This is a genomic window from Fusobacterium sp. (assembly GCF_032477075.1).
GTDB lineage: Bacteria > Fusobacteriota > Fusobacteriia > Fusobacteriales > Fusobacteriaceae > Fusobacterium_A.
Map to the genome: position 1 here is coordinate 26474 of NZ_JAWDXO010000019.1, position 16335 is coordinate 42808.

17 protein-coding genes are annotated in these 16335 nt (G+C 29.7%); 9 read left to right on the forward strand and 8 right to left on the reverse strand.

What is annotated here, in order from left to right:
* The first annotated feature begins 102 nt into the window (after window positions 1-102).
* Window positions 103-831 (forward strand): DNA alkylation repair protein, encoded by a 729-nt coding sequence (locus E6771_RS09160; protein WP_316090995.1) that lies wholly within the window; start codon window positions 103-105, stop codon window positions 829-831.
* Between the two features lie 166 nt (window positions 832-997).
* On the opposite strand, the gene E6771_RS09165 is transcribed toward E6771_RS09160, so the two are convergent.
* From E6771_RS09165 to E6771_RS09180, 4 genes are all read right to left on the reverse strand, one after another.
* The gene (locus tag E6771_RS09165) at window positions 998-2026 is read right to left on the reverse strand and encodes a M42 family metallopeptidase (protein ID WP_316090996.1); all 1029 of its coding nucleotides are present in this window, start codon (window positions 2024-2026) and stop codon (window positions 998-1000) included.
* A 36-nt stretch (window positions 2027-2062) separates the two neighbouring features.
* The gene (locus E6771_RS09170; protein WP_316090997.1) at window positions 2063-3589 is read right to left on the reverse strand and encodes an ABC transporter substrate-binding protein; all 1527 of its coding nucleotides are present in this window, start codon (window positions 3587-3589) and stop codon (window positions 2063-2065) included.
* A 282-nt stretch (window positions 3590-3871) separates the two neighbouring features.
* Complete coding sequence (locus E6771_RS09175) at window positions 3872-4615, reverse strand: putative ABC transporter permease (RefSeq protein WP_316090998.1); 744 nt, start codon at window positions 4613-4615, stop codon at window positions 3872-3874.
* A gap of 112 nt (window positions 4616-4727) precedes the next feature.
* Window positions 4728-4970, reverse strand: a complete 243-nt coding sequence (locus tag E6771_RS09180) for a TIGR03905 family TSCPD domain-containing protein (RefSeq protein ID WP_316090999.1) — start codon at window positions 4968-4970, stop codon at window positions 4728-4730.
* A gap of 243 nt (window positions 4971-5213) precedes the next feature.
* Between E6771_RS09180 and E6771_RS09185 the strand changes: the two genes are divergently transcribed.
* From E6771_RS09185 to E6771_RS09220, 8 genes are all read left to right on the forward strand, one after another.
* A complete protein-coding gene (locus E6771_RS09185) occupies window positions 5214-5699 on the forward strand; it encodes a hypothetical protein (protein ID WP_316091000.1) in 486 nt (161 codons plus the stop codon).
* Window positions 5700-5724: 25 nt separating this feature from the next.
* Complete coding sequence (locus E6771_RS09190) at window positions 5725-6009, forward strand: GNAT family N-acetyltransferase (RefSeq protein WP_316091001.1); 285 nt, start codon at window positions 5725-5727, stop codon at window positions 6007-6009.
* Window positions 6010-6567: 558 nt separating this feature from the next.
* A complete protein-coding gene (locus E6771_RS09195; RefSeq protein ID WP_316091002.1) occupies window positions 6568-7728 on the forward strand; it encodes an ABC transporter substrate-binding protein in 1161 nt (386 codons plus the stop codon).
* A 70-nt stretch (window positions 7729-7798) separates the two neighbouring features.
* Window positions 7799-8683, forward strand: coding sequence for a branched-chain amino acid ABC transporter permease (locus tag E6771_RS09200; RefSeq protein ID WP_316091003.1), 885 nt, complete (start codon window positions 7799-7801; stop codon window positions 8681-8683).
* Window positions 8684-8692: 9 nt separating this feature from the next.
* Window positions 8693-9664, forward strand: coding sequence for a branched-chain amino acid ABC transporter permease (locus E6771_RS09205; protein ID WP_316091004.1), 972 nt, complete (start codon window positions 8693-8695; stop codon window positions 9662-9664).
* Window positions 9657-10454 carry an ABC transporter ATP-binding protein gene (locus E6771_RS09210; protein WP_410054671.1) on the forward strand — a complete coding sequence of 266 codons (798 nt, stop codon included), beginning with the start codon at window positions 9657-9659 and terminating at the stop codon, window positions 10452-10454. Before E6771_RS09205 ends, E6771_RS09210 begins: the two co-directional genes overlap by 8 nt.
* A gap of 4 nt (window positions 10455-10458) precedes the next feature.
* Window positions 10459-11175, forward strand: a complete 717-nt coding sequence (locus E6771_RS09215) for an ABC transporter ATP-binding protein (RefSeq protein ID WP_316091005.1) — start codon at window positions 10459-10461, stop codon at window positions 11173-11175.
* A gap of 24 nt (window positions 11176-11199) precedes the next feature.
* On the forward strand, window positions 11200-11955 hold the full coding sequence (locus tag E6771_RS09220) for a class I SAM-dependent methyltransferase (protein WP_316091006.1): 756 nt from the start codon (window positions 11200-11202) through the stop codon (window positions 11953-11955).
* 45 nt (window positions 11956-12000) lie between these two features.
* On the opposite strand, the gene E6771_RS09225 is transcribed toward E6771_RS09220, so the two are convergent.
* The 4 genes from E6771_RS09225 to asnA all read right to left on the reverse strand — a co-directional run bounded on the left by E6771_RS09225 (window position 12001) and on the right by asnA (window position 15876).
* Complete coding sequence (locus E6771_RS09225; protein ID WP_316091007.1) at window positions 12001-12405, reverse strand: YkvA family protein; 405 nt, start codon at window positions 12403-12405, stop codon at window positions 12001-12003.
* A gap of 18 nt (window positions 12406-12423) precedes the next feature.
* Window positions 12424-13578 carry a beta-aspartyl-peptidase gene (gene iadA, locus E6771_RS09230; RefSeq protein ID WP_316091008.1) on the reverse strand — a complete coding sequence of 385 codons (1155 nt, stop codon included), beginning with the start codon at window positions 13576-13578 and terminating at the stop codon, window positions 12424-12426.
* Between the two features lie 93 nt (window positions 13579-13671).
* Window positions 13672-14586, reverse strand: coding sequence for an AEC family transporter (locus tag E6771_RS09235; RefSeq protein ID WP_316091009.1), 915 nt, complete (start codon window positions 14584-14586; stop codon window positions 13672-13674).
* Window positions 14587-14892: 306 nt separating this feature from the next.
* Window positions 14893-15876, reverse strand: a complete 984-nt coding sequence (gene asnA / locus E6771_RS09240; protein ID WP_316091010.1) for an aspartate--ammonia ligase — start codon at window positions 15874-15876, stop codon at window positions 14893-14895.
* Window positions 15877-16335 lie beyond the last annotated feature (459 nt).

Below are 16335 nucleotides of genomic sequence, written 5' to 3' on the forward strand. Positions count from 1 at the left end.
ATTTTCCATTCAAAACATAGATATATAAACTAAAATACATGGTAACAATCAAATTGACATAGAGACTGTACACATGTTAATATGTTCATGAGGTGAAATTCCATGAAACATAAAGATCATTATAATGATGAATATATCCAAGATTTTTCTAATAAACTCTCTTATGTAATTCCTAATTTTAATCAAAAAGTATTTTCTCAAAACTTAATAGGTAAATTAGATGATAAAGAATTGTTTGCACGTTTTGATTTTATAGTAGATGCTATGGAAAAAAGCATGAATAGTGATTATTCAAAAAATATTCAGTCATTTTTTGATTTACTTGGGTCAGAGTTAAAACAGGCAGAAGGAATGTTTAACTTTGGATGGTGGCTATGGCCTATTAGTAGATATGTTGAACGTCATGGAAATAAAAACTGGCAATTATCTTTGTCGTTTATAAAGGAATTAACTAAGAGATTTACTGGTGAATATGCTATTCGTCCTTTGTTAAAAGAACATCCTACTGAAGTAATGGATGAATTAATCATTTGGACAAAGGATAATAATGTTCATGTACGAAGGCTTGCAAGTGAAGGGGTAAGAATATGCTTGCCATGGTCACTAAAGCTACTTGTTGCATTGAATAACTTTGAAAGATATTCTACTATTCTTACAAATCTAAAGGATGACTTTGAAAAGTTTGTACAAAAAAGTGTTGGAAATAATTTAAATGACTTGTATAAAGAAGCTCCTGAAAAAGCAGAATTTATTATTGCTCAATGGCAAAAAACAGAGCAAAGTAAGGCACAAAAATGGATTATTAAACATGGAATGAGAAACAAAAAATAGCATTCATTTTATAGATTTTATGTGATTTTTACTCTGATATTTATTTTTAATGTAAATATATTAGAAAATTGAAAAATTTTATAAACTTGTATAAAAATTAATTAATAATAAAAAAGGCTGTCAAAATTAGTAAAATAAATTACTAATTTACAACAGCCTCTAATTATTATAAGTATGCAATCATAAGTCTTACAGTTTCAATTACACCATCAATATGAGTTCTTTCATAGTGATGAGAAGCATCAACACTTGGACCAATACATCCGCATTTGAAATCAAATCCTTGAAGTACAGCAGCACTGGCATCAGAGCCATATCTATTATATACGTCAACTGTATAATTGATCTCCATTTCTTCAGCAGCTTTCATAAGTCCTTTTCTCACTTCTATGTCATAAGGAGTTTTATTATCTTTAGCAGCGATACTTACTTTTCTTTCATCTCCAAGAGCATCTGCTCCAACTAAACCAATATCCAATGCTATAAATTCATCAAGATCATCTGGAATAACAGATACCCCATGACCAATCTCTTCATAATTAGAGAAATAAATATAAAGATCAGATTTTGGTTTTTGTTTATAATCATTAAGAAATTTTATATATCCTAAGATTTGACCTACACATAATTTATCATCAAGATATCTAGATTTAATATAACCATTTCCAGTGATTCTAGTACGAGTTTCATAAGAAACAAAATCTCCTACTCTGATTCCTAATTTTTCTGTATCTTCTGCTGTATGAACATCTTCATCTAGTCTAACTTCCATAGTTTCAGCAGTTCTAGGCATTTCTCTAGCTACATCTCCATAAATGTGTACTGAACATTTTGTAGGAAGAAGAGTTCCCTCATATTCTCTTCCATCTAGTGTATGGACAGTAAGGTTTTCTCCTTCTACTCCAGCCCAAGGACATCCTCCCACATTGATCAGTTCAAGTCTTCCATTAGGTTTTATCTTTTTTACTACTGCACCTAAAGTATCAAGATGAGCAGAGATCATTTTTTTGTAATTTCTGTCTTCTCCTTCGATGAAAGCAATAATAGCTCTTTTTTTTGTCATTTTAAAAGGAATATTAAGAGTATTAAGTTCTTCTCCTACTCTGTTCATAGCAGCATCTGTGAATCCAACAGGGCTTGGAATACCAAGAAGTTCTACTGTTGTATCTAAGATGTAATCTAAATCAATATTCATTTGAAATCACTCCTTAAACGTATTCTTAAAATTTTATTATTTCACTTCTACTATATCTAAATTATATAAATTATGCATTGTAGTTGGATCAAATTTAAATCCTTTTATTCTTTTATTAATTCCTATATTTTCATTTTTGTATAGAAGAACAATTAATGGAGATTCTTCTTGTAATATCATTTGAGCATTTTTATAATGAGTTTTTCTTACTTCTGGATCAGAAGTTGCACGTGCAAGTTCTACTTCCTTATCAAATTCCTTGTTAGTATAGAAAGCTCTGTTTCCAGCACCACCATGTGAACTGCTGTGAAGAAGTGGATAAAGAACGATATCAGCATCAGAAGTTCCAGATACCCATCCGCCTATGAAAGCAGTATGTTCACCTTGAGCAGTTCTTTGCAGATAAGCTCCCCATTCAAGAGTTTCTATTTCCATATCTATTCCAATCTCTTTAAAGTTAGCCTGAACTATTTGAGCAAGCTGTAACCTTACAGCATTATCATTTACATATAGTTTAAAGTTTGGATTAGCAACCCCAGATTTTTTTATAAGTTCTTTAGCTTTTTCTGGATTGTATTCAAATCCAAGAACTTCACTTGAATAACCAAAAACATTTGGATTTACTATAGTAGTTGCTGGTCTAGCTTTTCCCATAAATACAGAGTCAGCCATGCTTTGTTTATCAAGTGCATAGTTTAAAGCAACTCTGAAGTCTTTATTATTAAAAGGAGCTTTAGTTGTGTTTAAAGTCATATACTCAGTTGATGTAGTTGGAGCAGAAATAAGCTCAAGCTTTTTATTGTTTTCAATAACTCCAGTATCTACAGGAGCTACAGAGTAAGCAATATCTATTTCTCCTGTCTCAAGAGCTGCAAGTCTGCTGCTGTTTTCAGTTATAGCTCTTATTATAAGCTTATCTATTTTAGGTCTTCCTTCAAAATAATCATCAAAAGCTACAAATTCAATCTTTTCTCCATCTCCCCAGCTTACAAATTTGTAAGGACCAGTTCCCATAGGTTCAGTAGCAATCATATCATTTTTAGCTTTTGTGTCTTTTTCATTTAAAATAGCAGTTAATGGATGAGCTAAGCTGAATAATAAAGGAGCAGAACTATTTTTTAAAGTAAGTTTAATAGTTGAATCATCTATAATATCTATTTTATCAATAATTTCAACCATAATTCTGCTGGCAGGTTTTTCAAGCATTCTATTAAGGCTAAAAACTACATCATTGACAGTCATAATATCTCCATTATGAAATTTTACATTTTTCTTAATCTTAATAACAAGTTCTGTAGGAGAAACATATTCATAAGATTCAGCTAGTTCAGGCACTACATTCCCTTTGTCATCAACTCTTAAAAGAGTATTAAATATTTGCTCTGTAACAGCAAGAGCAGGGATTTCGTTATACATATTAGGATCTAGACTCTTAGGTTTTGATCCTTGTGAAACTACTACTACTTTTTCTTGTGGTACACCTGATTTCTTTTCTCCATCTTTAGATGAACATCCCAAAATAAAGAGAGCCAGACTTAAAATTGTAATTAATTTTTTCTTCATTTTTTTCCTCCTCCATATTTATATATAGGTATAGCAATATAAATTTATTAGTATATATTACTCCTTTAGGGAATTTTTTAAAAATATATAGAATATATATTTATGAGTAAAAATTTATCTGCTTGAAATTTTAAATAATTTAATAATAGGATATACTTAAAAATAAAACATTTTAATTTAAAAATATGTTTAATATCTATTTTAAAGAAAAAATTATTACTGAAATAAAAAAAAACAGTCTAAAAATAAAATATAATCTTAACTGTCTTTTGAAAATTATTATTAATTTAAATTATTTTTTATATTATCCAGTGATTCTTTATGATAATTTGATTTCATAGTAGGAAAAGCTTTTAAAAGACGCTTTTGATCCCAATTCAGTTTTTTTATTAAGTTTTCTTTTTCCTGATTCAGTTTTTTGATTTTTTCATTTGTAGTTAAGAAATCAGTAGTTAATTCACTTCCTATACCATTTGAAAAATTATGTATATCTATAGCTATTTTGTCTATTCTATCTAATCTTAAATTTAGCTTTAAGACAGTTCTTACAGAAGCAACTAAGTCTATAACTATAGCTATTATCATTATGCCTAATAAAATTTTACTAATAAAATGTGGTATCCATTTTACAAAGTTACTAACTAATGGATGAATAATGTCTACAACTATGATACATGCTATTCCCCACATAAGAGAAAATTTAAGACACACATATCCACCAATATTAAATGGAACATTTGAATAATCCCACCACCTATAATCAAATATTTTTTCCAAAGCAAATCCAGTTGTCAATTCTAATATAGAAGTAAGGAGAACTGAAGCTATAAAAAGGACAAATATATTTTTTCTTAAAGGAAATACAAATAAGATAATAATAACAACTCCAACACCATAAATAGGGCAATAAGGTCCATTCAGAAATCCTCTGTTAATAAACTTTCCTGTATTTAAAGCTGCATAGCATACTTCCAGACACCATCCTAAAAAAGAGTAGATAAAAAAATAGTAAAGATATTTGTACATAATTATTTCCTCCTCAATAAAATCTTATATAAGAGTTTTACTGATAAAGTAATGCTTTTCTTTTTATATAAAGAAAAACTCAAGAAAATTTTATTTCCTGAGTCTTTTTAAATTATTTAATTTTTCTTAATATTTTTGCAAGCTGATCAGGACAAGAAGTTCCTTTTCCTTTACAATCTATACCATTTAATCTTTTAATAACTTCATCTTTAGTCATCCCTAAAATAAGATTTTGAAGTCCATGAGTGTTTCCATCACATCCTCCTACAAATTCTATTTCAGTTATGATTCCATCTCCATCTACAGAAACACCTATCTGTCTTGCACAAGTTTTTTCAGTTGAATAGTAATGCATTTTTCCTCCTTAAATTTTTCTCCATACAATTTATATAATATTATACAAAATAATTGAAAAAATGTAAATAGTACCATTATAACTCTTACATATATAAATTATATAATTTTTCTTTTCTATTTTAATAAAAAAATAAATGGAGTATAATTCAAATAATATAAAAAAAAATTAAAATAAAGGAAAATTATGTCTTTATATTAATATTAATATTAATTATAACAATCTATATTGGAGGTTAAAAATATGTTTAAAAAACTTTTATTGATTCTTGCAGTTTTTTCAATAATAGGATGCAGTCTGAGTGAAGTCGATATTTCAAAAAAACAAAAAAGAGGCGGAATAGTATACATAGTAAATGAAGAAAAACCCTATTCAGGAGTCATTACAGGAAAATATGAAAATGGACAACTAAAAATAAAGGAAACCTTTAAAGATGGAAAATATAATGGAGAACAATTTACATACTACGAGAATGGACAAATACAATCAAAAGCTTCTTTTGAAAATGGTATGGCAATTGGAACATTTTATGAATATCATAAAAATGGTATAGTTGCTTATACAGGAAATTTTCTTAATGGAAAAAGAGAAGGTGATTGGAACAGATATACAAGTGAAAAAGAACTTATTCTTACTGAAATATATAAAGATGGAGAACTTATAGATGTCAAACAATATTTAGTAGATACAAATAAAATAAAAGATAAAATAAAAGATTTTTTTAACTAAAATATATGACTAAGGAGGAACTTAAATGGAAATTTTAAGAAAAATATCAGATAAAAATGGTGAATTTTATATTGAGAAAAATGGAAAAAGAGTTGCAGAAATGACTTTTGTTTTTGCGGGAAAAGATACACTAATAGCTGATCATACTTGGGTGGATGATAGTCAAAAAGGATTGAGACTTGGAAAACAAATGTTTGATCAGCTTGTAAATTATGCGAGGGAGCATTCAATTAAAATACTTGCTACTTGTCCTTATGTTCTTCATGAATTAAAAAAACATAGAGAAGAATTATTGGATGTTATTAAGTAGAAAATTTTAAATATTAAGATTTCAAATTTTTATAAAATTTTTGTATAAATATAAAATATATTTGTAACTATTTTTTAGTACTTTAATTGATTAAGAAATTAAAATTCAATAAATTTTAAAAAATAAAAAATATTTTAAAAATTTTACTTGATTTTTTTGTAATTTAGGTTTATACTCGACATAACAATAATTTATTAAAGAGGAGGAAGAATATGTTTATACTTAACATTATATCATTGGTCATATATGTGATACTACTCATACACATAGTGAGTAAAATTTTATATGCAAATGATTTTGTTAAGGTTAACAAACAATATTCTGAATCTTTAAACTATATTTACATAAAATAAAAGTAGTTTAATTGATTAAATAATTTCTTTGATGTGGTAGTTAATGTTAAAGGACAGAATAGATACTTTGCAGCCTAACAAGGCTGCTTTTTTTTAACTATTCAAATTGTACGCCCACAACAAACAAAACAACTATTTTATTGGTCACTGTATACAATTTAGTTTATAATTAAAATAAAAATAAAGAAATAAAGGGGGAACAAATATGAAAAAATTTACCACAGCTTTATTAGGACTTTCATTATTATTAACATCATGTGGAGGTAATAGTGAAAAACCAGTAGCCAATGCTGAAAAGAAAGAACCTGAAGTCATTAAAATAGGAGGATTAGCACCACTTACTGGAGGACTTGCCATTTATGGTATTACTGCATCAAATGCAAGCAAACTAGCTTTTGAAGAAATCAATGCCAATGGAGGAATTCTAGGAAAAAAAGTAGAGTTTATTGTTTACGATGAAAAAGGAGATTCTACTGAAGCAGTCACTGCATATAACAGACTAGTTGATGATGGGATTGTAGCTCTTATTGGAGATATTACATCAAAACCTACTCTGGCAGTTGCAGAAATTGCTGCACAGGATAATATGCCTATGATTACCCCTACAGGAACTCAATATAATATCACTGAAGCAGGACCTAATGTATTTCGTGTATGCTTTACTGATCCATATCAAGGAGTTGTTTTAGCAAACTTTGCACAACAAAAACTTAATGCAAAAACTGCTGCTGTTTTAGTAAATAACTCAAGTGACTATTCTGATGGAATTGCTAAGTCATTTATTGAGGAAGCTGAAAAACTTGGAATCACTATTGTAGGTAAAGAAGGATATGCAGATGGGGATAAAGATTTTAAAGCTCAGTTAACAAAGATTGCTCCTACTAACCCTGATGTTTTAGTTGTACCTGAATATTATGAGCAAGCAGCTTTAATTGCAACTCAAGCAAGAGAAGTTGGAATCAAATCTACTTTTATTGGTCCAGATGGATGGGATGGAATTGCTAAAGCACTAGATAAATCAGCTTATAGTGCTATTGAAAATAGTTATTTTACAAATCATTATTCAACACAGGATACTTCTGAAAAAGTACAAAACTTTATTAAATCTTATAAAGCTAAATATAATGAAGATCCATCTGCTTTCTCTGCTCTAGGATATGATGCTGCTTATATCGTAAAAGCTTCTATTGAAAAAGCTGGTTCTACAGATAGAAAAGCTGTTGTTGAAGCAATGAAAAATATAAATTATGATGGTGTAACTGGACAACTTACTTTTGATGCTAAAAATAACCCAGTAAAAGCTGTAACTATAATTAAAATTATAGATGGAAACTATACATTTGACTCAGTTATTCAGCCTAAATAGTTAAAAATATGAACCATCTCTCCTTGAGGGATGGTTCTCTTTAAAAATAATATATGAAAGGAGAATATAAATGGAATTTTTACTTCAGATAATAAATGGATTACAAATAGGAAGTATATATGCCTTGGTATCCTTAGGATATACAATGGTTTATGGAATAGCTCAACTCATAAACTTTGCTCATGGAGATATTATTATGGTAGGAGCATATGTTTCATTATTTAGTATTCCAGTCTTTACAAGAATAGGGTTGCCCGTATGGCTTACTGTATTTCCAGCTATAATTATATGTGTAATTTTAGGTACTTTGACAGAGAGGATAGCATATAGACCTCTTAGAAATTCACCAAGAATTTCTAACCTAATTACAGCCATAGGAGTAAGCTTATTATTAGAAAATACTTTTATGAAACTTTTCACTCCAAATACAAGAGCATTTCCAAAAGTATTTACAAATGCACCTATAGTTATAGGAAGAATGCATTTAAACTTTGGGACTGTAGTAACTATTATTCTTACAATAGCTTTATCAGTGGGGCTTCAATGTTTTATGAAAAAAACTAAATATGGAAAAGCAATGATGGCTACAAGTGAAGATTATGGAGCAGCAAAATTAGTTGGAATTAATGTAGATAATACAATTCAATTAACATTTGCAATTGGAAGTGGGCTGGCAGCAGTAGCATCTGTTCTCTATGTTTCAGCTTATCCTCAAGTTCAGCCTCTTATGGGATCTATGCTGGGAATAAAAGCTTTTATTGCAGCTGTTTTAGGAGGAATAGGAATTCTTCCAGGAGCAGTCATTGGAGGATTTATTTTGGGAATTGTAGAAAGTCTGACAAGAGCTTATCTTTCTTCTCAACTGGCAGATGCTTTTGTATTTGCTATCCTTATAGTTGTACTTTTAGTCAAGCCTACAGGCATACTAGGTAAAAATATGAGAGAAAAGGTATAGGTGATATAGATGTCAAAAACAAAAATGATTAGTTATATTTCAACATTTATTTTATTAGCAGTTCTTTATTTCATACTTATAGGCATGATTGGAGCTGGATTTATTTCAAGATATCAAACAAATATTCTTACCCTTATCTGTATAAATATAATTCTTGCTGTAAGTCTTAATGTTACAGTTGGGTGCCTGGGACAGATAACTATTGGACATGCTGGATTTATGTCTGTTGGAGCATATGCTGCTGCCTTATTTGCTAAAAGCGGAATTGTTGAAGGAATTCCTGGATATATTCTGGCTCTTATTATTGGAGGAATAGTCGCTGGAATTATTGGAATCATAATTGGTATTCCAGCTCTTAGATTAAATGGAGATTATCTTGCTATTATTACATTGGCATTTGGAGAAATTATAAGAGTTCTTATTGAATATTTCAGTTTTACTGGAGGAGCACAAGGACTTCGTGGAATTCCTCGTTTCAATAAATTTGGTGTTATTTATATAATTATGGCTGTATCTGTTATGATGATGTTTTCAGTCATGACCAGCAGACATGGACGGGCTGTTTTATCCATTCGTGAAGATGAAATAGCAAGTGGTGCTTCTGGTATCAACACTACATATTATAAGACATTTGCATTTACTATTTCAGCTGTATTCGCAGGAGTGGCTGGGGGAGTTTATGCACATTATCTTGGTATATTAGGTGCAAGACAGTTTGACTACAACTATTCAATCAATATACTGGTAATGGTTGTACTGGGAGGAATGGGAAGTTTTACAGGTTCTATTCTTTCAGCAATAGCCTTAACTATTCTGCCAGAGGTTCTTCGTGGATTCTCTGATTATCGTATGATAGTTTATTCTCTGCTCCTTATTATGACAATGATATTCCGTCCAACTGGATTATTAGGACGTAAAGAATTCCAGATAACTAAGGTAATTGAAAGATTTATGAAGAAAAAAGGTGATACAAATGAGTAATCCTATTTTAAGTGCAAAAGATATATCTATCACTTTTGGTGCTCTTAAAGCTGTTACAGATTTTAATCTTGAAATAAAAGAAAATGAGCTTGTAGGACTTATTGGACCAAATGGTGCAGGAAAAACAACAGTTTTTAATATTCTTACTGGAGTATATTCTCCAACTTCTGGGGAATATAGATTTAATGGAGAGGTTATCAATAAGATGCCTACATTTAAATTAGTTAAAAAGGGACTGGCAAGAACATTTCAGAATATCAGACTTTTTAAATATCTTTCTGTTCTTCAAAATGTACTTGTAGCAAATAATTTTAATATGAAATATGGAATACTGGCTGGAATGTTTCGTACTCCCAAATACTGGAGAGAAGAAAAAGAAGCTGAAAAAAAAGCTATGAATCTTTTAAAAATATTCGGATTAGAAGAATATGCACATACAGCAGCAGGAAATCTTCCATATGGAAAACAAAGAAAACTGGAGATAGCACGTGCAATGGCTACTAATCCAAAGGTACTTCTTTTAGATGAACCAGCAGCAGGAATGAATCCTACAGAAACTGAAGAACTCATGAATACTATTCGTTTAATTAGGGATAAATTCAATATAGCAATTCTTTTGATAGAACATGATATGAAACTGGTACTAGGAATTTGTGAAAGACTTGTTGTATTGGATCATGGAAATATAATTGCCTCTGGAGATCCTAAGAAAGTGGTAAATGAACCAGCAGTTGTTACAGCATATCTTGGACAGGATGATGAGGATGAAACTGGAGAAGAGGAGGAATAATCTCATGGAAAACATGCTTGAAATAAAAGATTTACACGTATATTATGATAATATTCATGCTTTAAAAGGAATTTCCCTAAATGTAAAACAGGGAGAAATAGTTTCTCTGATTGGAGCCAATGGTGCAGGGAAAACAACTACTTTGCAGACGATTTCTGGACTTATCCAATCTAAGTTGGGAAATATAATATTTGAAGGAAAAGACATCACTAAAGAGAAATCACATAAAATATGTGAAATTGGAATAGCTCAAGTTCCAGAAGGAAGAAGAATATTTTCAAGATTATTAGTAAAAGATAATTTAAAGTTAGGAGCTTTCACTATAAAAGATACTCCAGAAAATCTTGAAAAGGACCGTGCTAGATTTTATGAAGTTTTCCCGAGAATGTCTGAAAGAAAAAATCAAATGGCTGGAACACTTTCTGGTGGGGAGCAGCAGATGCTTGCTATGGGAAGAGCTATTATGAGCAGACCTAAGCTTTTAATACTTGATGAACCCTCTATGGGACTTTCACCATTATTTGTAAAAGAAATATTTGCAGTAATTAAAAAATTGAATGAAGCAGGAACTACTATCTTATTGGTAGAGCAAAATGCAAAAATGGCACTGTCTATATCTCATCGTGCATATGTTATTGAAACTGGCAACATAACACTTGAAGGAAATGCTAAAGAACTTATGAATAACCCAGAAATTAAAAAAGCATATTTAGGTGCTTAGAAGACAAAAGGAGCAAAGATTGAAATGGAATTGAGAGATGAATATGAAAAACAACAGAAATATCGTAAATGGATGGAAATACTGGAATTACTTCCTATAGAAAATAATCAGATTATTGCTGATTTGGGATGTGGAACTGGCGGATTTACTGAAATAGTTTCAGAAAGAGTAAAGCATGTAATAGCTGTTGACAGAAATAAAAATCTCCTCAATAACCTAAAAGAAAAGAATATAAAAAATGTAAATATAATAGAGAATGATATTTCAAATATCGACTATATCACGGAAGAATTAGATGGAATATTCTCAAGTTATTCAATAGCTTATTTTCCCAAAGATATGAAGAAAGTTATTGAAAACTGGGTGGAAAAGTTAAAGGTTGGGGGCTGGATAGCCTTAATAGAAATTGATGATCTTTTAAGAGGACATCAGCCTTTATCAGAAGAAAATTTTGGAAAACTTGCAAGATATGAAGAACATATAAAAGAAAATGGAGTATATGATTTTCAGGCAGGAAGAAAAATTAAAAATATTCTTAAAAGATTATATATGGAAATAATTACGGAGAAAGACCTTGAAGATACTGAACTGACAGCTTCTGGAATTATGGATGATGAAGTTTTTGAAATGTGGAAAAGTCGTTTAGATAGATTAGATATAAATAAATATTATCCAGAAAAAATTTCAAAGGAAATAAAACAAGAGCTTTTATCACTTTTTAAAAATCCTGAACATCAAAATAATACAAAGGTAAAATTTATTGCAGCAAAAAAGATTTAGTTATAAAAATGGATACCTTTACTTTTAGGTATCCATTTTTATTTTTTATAGGAATTTCTCTAATTCCTCATCAGTAGTTTTAAAAAGTTTTTTTACTGCATCCTTAGCTTTTGCTTTTACATCATCATCAATATATGGGGCTACTTTTGCAAGAGCTAATCCCAAAGCTATTAAATCATCAGTATATCCAACCAATGGAGTAATATCTGGAAGAATATCCAATGGGAGGATAAAATATCCTAAAGCTCCTATTATAATAGATTTTTCTCTTGGCGGTATTCCTTTTTTCTTCATAGTAAAATATAGAATCAATATATAATAAACACCTTTTAATCCTACTTTTTTTACAACACTTCCTAATTTGTTAAGAAAAGTTTTCTCATCATATTTCTCTTGATATTGTATGTTCTCAAGGTCAATATCTTCTTCCTTAATATTTTTTTCTGACATTTTCCCTCCTGTTGTAAATCAATTTTCGTATGTTCCTTTAATAATAACTTTTTTATTTTTTACAAATTGTTTTCCAAGTGCAAAAACATCATTGATATCTAAATTTTCATCTAGCAATATCATATCAGCGTCGCTGCCTTCAGTAAGTATTCCTTTATTTGGATAAAGTTTTAAAGCTTTGGCAGGATTTACAGTAAGAAATTGAAGGGCTTCTTCAAGATCAAATCCATATTTTTTAACAAGCTCTATTATCTGCTGGTGGTCAGTATCTATGGGGGAAGCACCTATTCTGATAAGATTTCCTGCTTCATCATAATCTGAAAAACTTCCATATCCATCAGAACTGAATGTAATACGATCTAAAGGCACTCCAGCTTTCTGAGCAGCAATTACTCCTTTAGCTGCTGTCATATAGTCTTCCTCTGTAAATGAAGAAGTAATATCAATGTAACCACCTCTTTTCGCAAAATCTAAAGCTGCTTCAAATACTTCAGCCTTTCTGTTTACATGTGTAGGAATAAAATGTTTGATTGGTATTTCAGAATCTTTAATAACATTCAATACTTGAGAGAGAACTCTGCTTCCATCACCCATATGAAGAACAACTATTCCTGCTTTATCAGCAAACATTCCAGCAGTTCTCACTTGTGAGCCTAAATCCTCCAAAATATTTTCATTGATAAAAGAAGCTCTGTGATCTGAAATAGCAAGTTTTACCCCTATTATTTCCTCAATAAAAGTGACATCCCTTTTTACTGTTCCAGTAATAGTAGGAGAAGGAAATTCATAAGCTCCTGTTGTAATATAGCAAGATATTCCTTCTTCTTTTAGGCTTTTAGCTTTAGCAAGAAGATTTTCAACATTTCTTGTAGTGCTGTCAGTACCAAGTACACCAACTACTGTAGTAACTCCAGCTTCAACTATTTTAGATAGAGGAGCTTCAGGTACTCTTGTTTTAAAACTTCCTTCACCACCACCACCAGTGATATGGATATGCTGATCAATATATCCTGGAATAGCTTTTTTCCCAGTTCCATCTATAATTTCACAGTCAAAACCATCAATATTTATATCATTTCCTATCTTTACTATTTTATCATTGTAAAAAAGAATATCCTTTATTCCAAGAAATTTGGGAGAGTATACTTCAACATTTTTTATTAATCTAAACATACAACACCTCTTTATATATTTTTTATTCTAATATTATTATAACCTATAAACTGTAAATATCATAATTTAAATTGTTCAATTTGAATGGGTATTTCACATATATAACATTTGAACTGCCATAAAGAACAATGGTATTGTAACAATAGAAAGAATAGTACTGAGACAAACTGTTTTTATGGCAAGAAGATAATTTCTATTATACTGTTGCGCAAAGATTGCAATGTTTCCTCCAACTGAAGTACAAGCAGCAATAAGAACTGACATTACCATAATAGTATTATCTATTGGTAGGAAATAAAATATTCCTAAAGTTATCAATGGAATAACTAAAAGCCTCATAGCCATGCATGGATAGATTTTATAATCAAGAAAAATATCTTTTATATCAGCTTTAGCAAGAAATACACCTAATACTAACATAGCAACTGGAGTATTCATTGAGGCAAGAAAACCTATTGTTTTTACAACTGTTTCGTGTACAGGAATTGAGAAAAGAAATGTTACAAGACCTATTATCATACTTACAAGCATTGGATTGGTAATAAGGTTTTTAGGTTTTATATTTTCAGTTTCTCCAGTCATTATAAATACTCCATAAGTCCATTGAAAAAGATTTAGAAGAGTGACATAAGCAGCTACATAAAAGACAGCTTCACTGCCAAAAACTGCTTGTGTAAGTGGAATTCCAATGAATCCAGCATTTGAAAATGATGAAGCAAAATTTTCAATTGGTTTTCTTTTACCATAGACAACAGCTGAAACTGCCATTGCCAAAAGAAGTCCTAAAAGAGCCAGTCCAGTTGACATCCACATATCTCTGAATTTTTCTGGAGTAAATTCAACTATATATGATTTAATAATAACACTTGGTATAATTATACGAAGTAAAACATTTCCAAATTCCTTTGCTCCCTGATCAGTGATGTATTTTAATTTATAAAGTACAGCACCTACCCCCATAAGCATAAACATTATTATTATTTGTTTCAGTAAAATGTAAGTAATCAATTTTCTTTCCCCCTTGAGTTTTATCAAAATATTTTACCATATTTTTAAAAAAAAGAAAATCCTCTCAATTGAATGAGAGGATTAAAATACTATCATAATGTCTGTTTAATTTAAAGAAAATTATAAATTGTTTCATATTTAATAAAGTTGATTAATTAGGCTTATTTCACTAAAAATCCAAAACTCGTTACACTCAAACAGTTATATTTTTCAGCGTTCAATTTCGCTGTATTAATCTGACTTTATTTCATAAATTTCACAATTCTTAAAATTTTCTTGTAAATATTCACATAATTAAATTTTTGTTTATAAAAGATGAATATTTAATTTTTTACATATTTCATGAATTTCTTTTGGCCATATAGAAGCTTGAACTTCTCCTATATGAAGTTTATCAAGGAAGAACATACAAATACGAGATTGTCCTATTCCACCACCAATTGTATATGGAAGTTCTCTATTGATAAGTTTTTTATGATAATCTAACTCTCTTCTCTCTTCACAACCAGCTATTTTAAGTTGTTTTACTAATGAATCTTCATCTACTCTTATTCCCATAGATGAAAGTTCTAATCCTATTCCTAGAGGTTCATAATTTATGATTATATCTCCATTTAATTCCCAGTCATCATAGTCAGGAGCTCTTCCATCATGTTTTTCTCCTGAATCAAGAGCACCACCTATTTTCATAAGAAATATAGCACCATATTCTTTTGCTGCTGCATGTTCTCTCTCTTTTGGAGTAAGCAGAGGATATTTATTTTCAAGCTCTTGTGCAGTAACAAATGTTATTTTCTCAGGTATCTTTTTATCTATTTCAGGATATAAAGAAATAACATATTCTTCGGTTTTTCTCAATACTTCAAATATTCCAGAAACTATTTCTTTTAGAGTTTCCTCTTTTCTATCCTCTTTAGCTATTATCTTTTCCCAGTCCCATTGGTCAACATAATATGAGTGGATGAAATCTGTATCTTCATCTCTTCTTATAGCATTCATGTCAGTGTATAGTCCTTCTCCTATATTGAAGTTATAATTGTGAAGTGCCATTCTTTTCCATTTTGCTAAAGAGTGAACAATTTCAGCCTTATCTCCAGCTTTTGTAACAAAGCTTACTGGTCTTTCGATTCCATTTAAGTTATCGTTTAATCCGCTTTCTGGCTTAACAAATAATGGAGCTGAAACTCTTGTTAAATTTAGTTCTTTAGCTAATTCCCTTTCAAAGAAATCTTTTACCTGTTTGATTGCGACTTCAGTCTGCCTGATGTCTAATTTTGATTTGTAACTCATTTTTATCACTTCCTTATTAAATTATTATCACTTCAATATAATTTAGTATAATATCATTAGTTGATGTCCTTGTCAATACTTAATGAAAAAAAAATTTAAAAAAGTATTTTATTGAAAAAAAAGTATTGTCAATAAAAAAATTGACTTTTCAAAAGTAATAGCGTATAATAATAAAAAATATATGGAAATAAATCATGAGGGAGAAAGCAAATGAAATTCAGGAATAATAGGATAAGGAATTTACTAATAGAAAATTGAATATCACCTTATCTTTAAAATTGGCTGATCAATATTAAACTTTCTTTGAAAAGATTGGAAATTCTAATATATTTCCATGAGTATAAAATGAGAATGGTCAATAGATATTTATCTATTGATTTTGTTTTTTTAAGAGTTTAAGTACAGACCTATTTTTGAAGGCTGTACTTTTTTTTATAAAAGAATAAAATTTTAAATAAA

What these genes read in the sequence shown, in the direction of transcription:
- E6771_RS09170 (WP_316090997.1), bottom strand. Translation starts at nt 3,589, where the DNA reads ATGAAGAAAAAATTAATTACAATTTTAAGTCTGGCTCTCTTTATTTTG.
- asnA (WP_316091010.1), bottom strand. Translation starts at nt 15,876, where the DNA reads ATGAGTTACAAATCAAAATTAGACATCAGGCAGACTGAAGTCGCAATC.
- E6771_RS09160 (WP_316090995.1), top strand. Translation starts at nt 103, where the DNA reads ATGAAACATAAAGATCATTATAATGATGAATATATCCAAGATTTTTCT.
- E6771_RS09165 (WP_316090996.1), bottom strand. Translation starts at nt 2,026, where the DNA reads ATGAATATTGATTTAGATTACATCTTAGATACAACAGTAGAACTTCTT.
- E6771_RS09200 (WP_316091003.1), top strand. Translation starts at nt 7,799, where the DNA reads ATGGAATTTTTACTTCAGATAATAAATGGATTACAAATAGGAAGTATA.
- E6771_RS09225 (WP_316091007.1), bottom strand. Translation starts at nt 12,405, where the DNA reads ATGTCAGAAAAAAATATTAAGGAAGAAGATATTGACCTTGAGAACATA.
- E6771_RS09215 (WP_316091005.1), top strand. Translation starts at nt 10,459, where the DNA reads ATGGAAAACATGCTTGAAATAAAAGATTTACACGTATATTATGATAAT.
- E6771_RS09205 (WP_316091004.1), top strand. Translation starts at nt 8,693, where the DNA reads ATGTCAAAAACAAAAATGATTAGTTATATTTCAACATTTATTTTATTA.
- E6771_RS09220 (WP_316091006.1), top strand. Translation starts at nt 11,200, where the DNA reads ATGGAATTGAGAGATGAATATGAAAAACAACAGAAATATCGTAAATGG.
- E6771_RS09210 (WP_410054671.1), top strand. Translation starts at nt 9,657, where the DNA reads ATGAGTAATCCTATTTTAAGTGCAAAAGATATATCTATCACTTTTGGT.
- E6771_RS09190 (WP_316091001.1), top strand. Translation starts at nt 5,725, where the DNA reads ATGGAAATTTTAAGAAAAATATCAGATAAAAATGGTGAATTTTATATT.
- E6771_RS09185 (WP_316091000.1), top strand. Translation starts at nt 5,214, where the DNA reads ATGTTTAAAAAACTTTTATTGATTCTTGCAGTTTTTTCAATAATAGGA.
- E6771_RS09175 (WP_316090998.1), bottom strand. Translation starts at nt 4,615, where the DNA reads ATGTACAAATATCTTTACTATTTTTTTATCTACTCTTTTTTAGGATGG.
- E6771_RS09195 (WP_316091002.1), top strand. Translation starts at nt 6,568, where the DNA reads ATGAAAAAATTTACCACAGCTTTATTAGGACTTTCATTATTATTAACA.
- E6771_RS09180 (WP_316090999.1), bottom strand. Translation starts at nt 4,970, where the DNA reads ATGCATTACTATTCAACTGAAAAAACTTGTGCAAGACAGATAGGTGTT.
- iadA (WP_316091008.1), bottom strand. Translation starts at nt 13,578, where the DNA reads ATGTTTAGATTAATAAAAAATGTTGAAGTATACTCTCCCAAATTTCTT.